Source organism: Sphaerochaeta sp., assembly GCF_050178175.1.
Lineage (GTDB): Bacteria > Spirochaetota > Spirochaetia > Sphaerochaetales > Sphaerochaetaceae > Sphaerochaeta.
This window is the reverse complement of record NZ_JBFXGH010000128.1, coordinates 1-5,668: the sequence shown is the minus strand read 5'-3', so window position 1 is coordinate 5,668 and position 5,668 is coordinate 1. Positions and strand designations below refer to the sequence as shown.

7 protein-coding genes, 1 pseudogene and 1 riboswitch are annotated in these 5,668 nt (G+C 49.5%); of the genes and pseudogenes, 4 read left to right on the top strand and 4 right to left on the bottom strand.

From position 1 onward, the window contains the following. The 3 genes and pseudogenes from AB7S66_RS10905 to AB7S66_RS10895 all read left to right on the top strand — a co-directional run. Window positions 1-373: pseudogene (locus AB7S66_RS10905) on the top strand (lysine 2,3-aminomutase); the annotation flags it as partial. Between the two features lie 11 nt (window positions 374-384). Continuing rightward, the gene (gene ablB, locus AB7S66_RS10900; protein ID WP_428519933.1) at window positions 385-1,215 is read left to right on the top strand and encodes a putative beta-lysine N-acetyltransferase; all 831 of its coding nucleotides are present in this window, start codon (window positions 385-387) and stop codon (window positions 1,213-1,215) included. A gap of 57 nt (window positions 1,216-1,272) precedes the next feature. After that, window positions 1,273-1,773, top strand: a complete 501-nt coding sequence (locus AB7S66_RS10895; protein WP_428519931.1) for a sodium:solute symporter family transporter — start codon at window positions 1,273-1,275, stop codon at window positions 1,771-1,773. On the opposite strand, the gene AB7S66_RS10890 is transcribed toward AB7S66_RS10895, so the two are convergent. Next, window positions 1,770-1,916 (bottom strand): hypothetical protein, encoded by a 147-nt coding sequence (locus AB7S66_RS10890; RefSeq protein WP_428519929.1) that lies wholly within the window; start codon window positions 1,914-1,916, stop codon window positions 1,770-1,772. The two genes, AB7S66_RS10895 and AB7S66_RS10890, sit on opposite strands and share 4 nt — an antisense overlap. A 146-nt stretch (window positions 1,917-2,062) precedes the next feature. On the opposite strand from AB7S66_RS10890, the gene AB7S66_RS10885 reads away from it, so the two are divergent. Continuing rightward, a complete protein-coding gene (locus AB7S66_RS10885) occupies window positions 2,063-2,206 on the top strand; it encodes a hypothetical protein (RefSeq protein ID WP_428519927.1) in 144 nt (47 codons plus the stop codon). An 82-nt stretch (window positions 2,207-2,288) separates the two neighbouring features. Here AB7S66_RS10885 and AB7S66_RS10880 read toward each other — a convergent pair whose 3' ends face one another. The 3 genes from AB7S66_RS10880 to AB7S66_RS10870 all read right to left on the bottom strand — a co-directional run bounded on the left by AB7S66_RS10880 (window position 2,289) and on the right by AB7S66_RS10870 (window position 5,341). Further along, window positions 2,289-3,533, bottom strand: coding sequence for a diaminopropionate ammonia-lyase (locus AB7S66_RS10880; protein WP_428519925.1), 1,245 nt, complete (start codon window positions 3,531-3,533; stop codon window positions 2,289-2,291). A gap of 259 nt (window positions 3,534-3,792) precedes the next feature. After that, window positions 3,793-4,728 (bottom strand): FAD:protein FMN transferase, encoded by a 936-nt coding sequence (locus tag AB7S66_RS10875; RefSeq protein ID WP_428519923.1) that lies wholly within the window; start codon window positions 4,726-4,728, stop codon window positions 3,793-3,795. Between the two features lie 223 nt (window positions 4,729-4,951). Next, window positions 4,952-5,341, bottom strand: a complete 390-nt coding sequence (locus AB7S66_RS10870) for a YegP family protein (protein WP_428519921.1) — start codon at window positions 5,339-5,341, stop codon at window positions 4,952-4,954. 110 nt (window positions 5,342-5,451) lie between these two features. Continuing rightward, a riboswitch (cobalamin riboswitch) is annotated at window positions 5,452-5,626 on the top strand. Window positions 5,627-5,668: the final 42 nt, after the last annotated feature.

The window sequence follows — 5,668 nt, the reverse complement described above, 5'->3', positions numbered from 1 at the left end:
CATGGAGAGCCTCAGGGGCCATACCAGTGGTTTCTGTGTACCCACGTATGTCATCGATGCACCAGGCGGTGGTGGAAAGATTCCCATCATGCCCAACTACATTCTCTCCTGGTCCACGAACAAGGTGATTCTTCGTAACTTCGAGGGTGTCATCACGACATACCGTGAGCCGGATAACTATTCCTCAGTTATGTGCGATCGTAATTGTGAAAAATGCACCCTTGAGTTGAAACTGGATGACAGTGATGAGTTCAAGGCACACGGTATTGAGAAGCTTTTGGCGGATTACGATGACAGTTACTCCCTGACTCCTGAGGGGCATGTATCGATAAGCGAGGCATATGCTGAAGCCAACAGTGTAGAGGAGCGCTAGGAATGGGTGATATGAACGACACCTTAGTGCATCTGGATGGGGCGCTTGTGCAGCATGGAAAGAGCAATGACCGGATCTACTTGATGGATCCGGGCACTGCTGATGTTTCGCTGCTGGTTCCCAAATTGGTGAAATTGGCAGAAGAAAACGGTTACGGGAAGATTTTCACCAAGATTCCCCGCTCTATCTCCGCGCCATTCCTGGACGCGGGATTCCTGATCGAGGCAACGGCAGAAAAGCTCTTTCACGGCGAGGAAGAAGGGCTCTTCCTGGGAAAGTTCCTTGACAGGAAGCGCCAGGAGGAGAACCTCTGTTCTGCATATGAAAGCGTGCTTGCATTGGCTCTCTCTGCTAAGCGAAGGAAACCAAGGCGGAAGTACTCTGTACGTCTGTGCTCCAAAGAGGATGCTGTGTCAATGGCAACAATCTACGGCAAGGTCTTCGACTCCTACCCCTTTGCAATTGATGACCCTTCGTTCATCATGAAAACCATGGATGAGGGTACCATCTACGCTGGGATTGAGGAGGATGGCAATCTTGTTGCGCTGGCCTCAGGAGAGTGCAGCTTCAAGGAAGATGAACGTTTCTCTGAGATGACTGATTTTGCCACCCTACCCAACAAGCGTGGCAACGGGTATGCCCTCCACTTGCTTGCATTCCTGGAAGATGAGCTCAGGGAGAGAGGAATTCTTACTGCCTATACCATTGCAAGGGCTATCTCGCCTGGTATGAACATCACCTTCGCCAAGGCCGGCTACACCTATGGTGGCAGATTACACAACAATACCCATATTGCAGGAACTATCGAGAGTATGAATGTATGGTACAAGAGCTTGGCTTGACCAAAGATTGTACATAATTTTTCGCTTGTAACCATTGTTATCACTGTCTATGCAGCCATGGGTGGTCTCTGGTCTGTCACCCTCACCGACTTCATCCAGGTTTTCCTGATCGTTATCGGTATGGTAGTAGCCGTTCCTTATGCCCTCAAACTGGCCGGCGGCTGGGCAACAGTCAAACAAACAGTACCAGCTGAGCATTTCAGCCTCACTGAAGGTATTGGAGGCTGGGGCCAGATTATTGGCTTTGTCATCATGTATGTAGCCACCTTCTCCGTCGGTCAGGAAGCTGTCTCCCGCTATTATGCAGCACGTGGCGGAAAAGCCGCTGTACAAGGCTCAATCATTGCAGCAATCGTTAACTTCCTCTTTGCCTTCATCCCGGTTATCCTTGGCCTGGCCATGCTCAGCTTGTTCAACCAGAACCTGCTCGATGGGAATGTGGTTGACGCACTATCTGGCAATAGCCGCTATGCACTTCCCTCATTGGCTGTGGCATCCATGCCTGCAGTAGTAACCGGTATTCTCTTTGCCGGCATCATCAGTGCGACGATGAGCTAGGCAGACAGTGATCTGCTTGGCGCAGGTTCCATCTTCGGCAACGACCTGTACAAGGTATTCATCCATAAGGGAGCCTCAAGTGCGCAGGTCATGCGGGTGACCAAGATCACCATGGTGGTCATTGCCCTCTTCAGTCTGGTCACGGCAATATCCTCACACACCTTGCATTCTCCTTCACCCTGAGAGCAGCAGGTACCTTTTCCCCTATGTAAGGGGCCATTTCTGGAAAAAGTCCTCCAGCGCAGGCTCCACTGCATCGATACTCAGTGGAAGTATCGTATTCTTCCTGATGGATACGGCTATCATCCCCTCCATCCCTGGAGTGAACAACATAATTCCCGAGCTGTTGGTGAGCCTGGTGGCTTTCCTGATCTTCAGCAAGGCATTCCCTCCAAAGAGTGAGTCATTCGACCTACTCTATGAAGAGGACTGATGCAATAACACAAAATCTCTCTTAGCCAATGAAGCCGTCGCAGTTGCGACGGCTTCTTATCTACACGCAGGCATTGTTGTTTCTACAGATTATGCCAATACTCCTTGGGAACGGGATTGGCACCTTCCCAGATAATCTGGCGGAAGTGGATTGGATCGGTATTCCCTTCTGTATTGATGAAAAGCACCTGGCTCTCCTCATCCAAGCCCAGTGCGTCCTTCAGCTCTTTGAGTCCTGAATACTGCATGATTGAGGCAAAGGCACCGAGCGTCACAGCCCCACTCTCTCCACTGATGATGAGGGGATCGCCATTGAGCGGCGTTGCATACATTCTCATACCCTTTGCAGCTACATAATCTGGGACCTTGATGAATGCATCAGCATCCTCTTTGAGAATCTCCCATGCGATGGGACTCGGATCTCCACAGGCAAGCCCGGCCATGATGGTATCGAGTGCACCCCCAACAGAGTGAGGTTTCCCATCCCCGGCAAGCGCACTTTCATAGATACAGGCCGCTTTGTCCGGCTCAACTACGATACATTTCGGTGCATCCTGCCCAAAGAGCGCATGATAGAACCCAATTGCTGAGGCTGCCAAGGCACCAACACCTGCCTGTATGAAAAGATGGGTCGGCTTCACAATACCGACACCGGTGAACTGCTCCTGGGTTTCTGCAAGCAAGGTAAGATAACCCTGCATGATCCAGGTGGGGATTTCTGTATAGTTGTCCCAGCTTGTGTCACTGATAATGATCCAACCGTTCGCCTCTGCATCTGCAGCAACCTGTCGTACAGCATCATCATAGTTGCCGTCCACGATCACGACCTTTGCTCCATTGCTCTTGATTGCATCAATGCGTCGTGTACTTGTTCCAGAGTGAACGTAGATGACACATTTGAAGCCCAGGCGTTTTGCCGCCCACGCAATTCCCCGTCCATGGTTCCCATCGGTTGCACTGGCAAAGGTAAGATCACCAACCTTATCCTTGACTTCCTGGCTGGCAAGATACTCAAAGGATGTGTCAGGGCCGGAGAGACCCAGCAATTTCTGGAGATATCGATACAGGGCAAAGGAACCTCCCAAGACCTTGAAACTGTTCAACTGCAAGCGACTTGACTCATCCTTGGTCCAGATACCGCCTACACCAAACATTGCTGCCAGATTGGGCAACCCCTGCAGTGGACTCATTCTGTAGCCAGGAATTTGTCGATGGAATCGGCGGGAACACTGGGCTTGTTTCATGGAAAAGAGTTCCTCAGCCAGGCGGGTGTTCTTCTGGTGGGGCTCACGAACAATGTACGATATTTCCTGATGTGTACCGGTCATATCATCCTCCAATATGTTAATTACTTATATACTTCAATTTTCTTCATTAAACTACTAATATCAGCAAATATTCAAGTACTCATTACCGATATGACCAATTAATCCCAAATACATCAAGTTCGTGATTGTTTCATCCTTGCATCCATGGCAAGACATCCTTGCTGGTTCGTTTCTTTGGAAGATTCTTGATGAAGGGATTGCTGAACAAATCATATGCACATTGTATGGACAGCCTAGCTGGTTCCACAAGGGTTTGCCCCTACTCTTTTATGCGATACGTTTCATCTGTAAGGAAATATCTGAGTTCACCATCAGATGCTTTTTCGCTGAGTACCACTTCCTTGTCATCGGTGAGGAATACTGCTTGTACGCCGTCAAGGCTGTTGATCAGGTCCATGCCCTTCTCATACCCCAACGCATAGACACTGGTGGAAAGTGCATCTGCCAGGAAAGAACTTTGGGTGATGATACTTACACTGGTGAAATCACTTTCTACAGGAAACCCGGTCGTGGTGTCCAGGATATGATGGTATATTTCCCCTTCAAGCTCGAGGAATCGCTCATATGGTCCACTGGTAACCAAGGAGGTATCATCGAGCTCCACAATCATCACATAGGCACCCCGGCCATCATCTGGGTCCTGAATCCCAATTCTCCAGAGGGATCCATCAACCTTCCTTCCCAGCGTCAGGACATTTCCCCCGAGATTCACGATTGCCTTATCAACTCCATGATCAAGAAGAATTTGCTTTACCTCATCAGCTGCATATCCTTTGGCGATACCTCCAAGGTCGAGCGCCATTCCCTCTACGGGCAGATATACTTCACGCGTTTCCGGCTCTAGGATGACTTTGGTGTAGTCAACCAAGGGAAGCAAGGCTGCAATCTCCTCATCGGGAGGTCTTCTCGCATTTTCCCCACCAATGTCCCAGGCTTGTACCAGAGGAGCAATGGTCGGGTCGAATGCCCCCTCACTCAGGCGGGCTATCTCAAGTGCTTTCTCGATTACTGCAAAGGTATCAGGAGAAACCTGTACGGCTTCCTTACCGGCATTGGCATTCACCAAGGCAATCTCACTGGAGTCTGTGTGAAGGCTCATATGGTTCTCTATCTCCCTGATCCGGTCAAAGGCAGCAGAGAACGCTTCCTCACTGGGGTGGTCGTAGATGGTAATCGTGCAGACGGTTCCCAGCATGAGAAAACTCTGCGACTCTGGTTCGGGCGCAGGTTTGTCGCAGGATACGAACAACAAAGAGATCCCTATAAGTAATATTGAGAGTAACGGTATTCGGTATTTCATATATAGCTAGGCATTATGATAAAAACAACAGGAAGTTGCAACGCCTCAGCACAACAAGCAACAGGACGTCATGTATAGAAAAAGACGACCTCAAGATTTCATTTAGCAATTACAGTGATCAGTTCAGCAGAGCGCTTTCATCCACCTGGGCATCAACGGCTGCCCTGCTGATGGCTTCAATTCCGTTCAGGCAACCTGCCTTGGTGGAATACCCGTCCTCAGCCATCGCAACATTCAAGCCGTTTGAAGCCAAGAGCCGGTATCGATATTTCCCAGCGCTGTCAAAATACACCTCATACTTTGGGTATTTTAGCGAAGGACCCGGTTTTTGAAGGGTCTGGTCCTCTATCGGGGAAAGGGCATTCTTCTTGATTGTCTCCACACCTTCCCTGCAGGTTGCAAGGCTTGAGTAGTTCTTGCTGGTAAGGACCGTCTGATAGTTTGCAGCTTGAAGGCTGAACCGATAGAACCCCTTTGGGGTCTTGGTGATAATGAATCTTCCTGGCATAGACTGCTCCTCCTCACTAATCTATCTTCAGTATAGGAACCCAATAGTATAAAAAGCAAGAAGAGGACAATAGTTTCCCCTGGGCAGCCTTGACCAACCCCAATTCTACGCTTACTATGCTACTTGCTGGATCTGGAAAAACGGAACGGGGTGTGATTCCCCGGCGGTCCCGCCACTGTAATCGATGATGAAAGCAGACGATGCCATTGTCCCTTCGGGGATGAGAAGGCCTGTCAGTAAGAAGAGTCGTAAGCCAGGAGACGTTTCCAGATAATGATTCTTCGTGGAGAAAGAAACAGCCATGATTATGTATATCGTCCAGATATT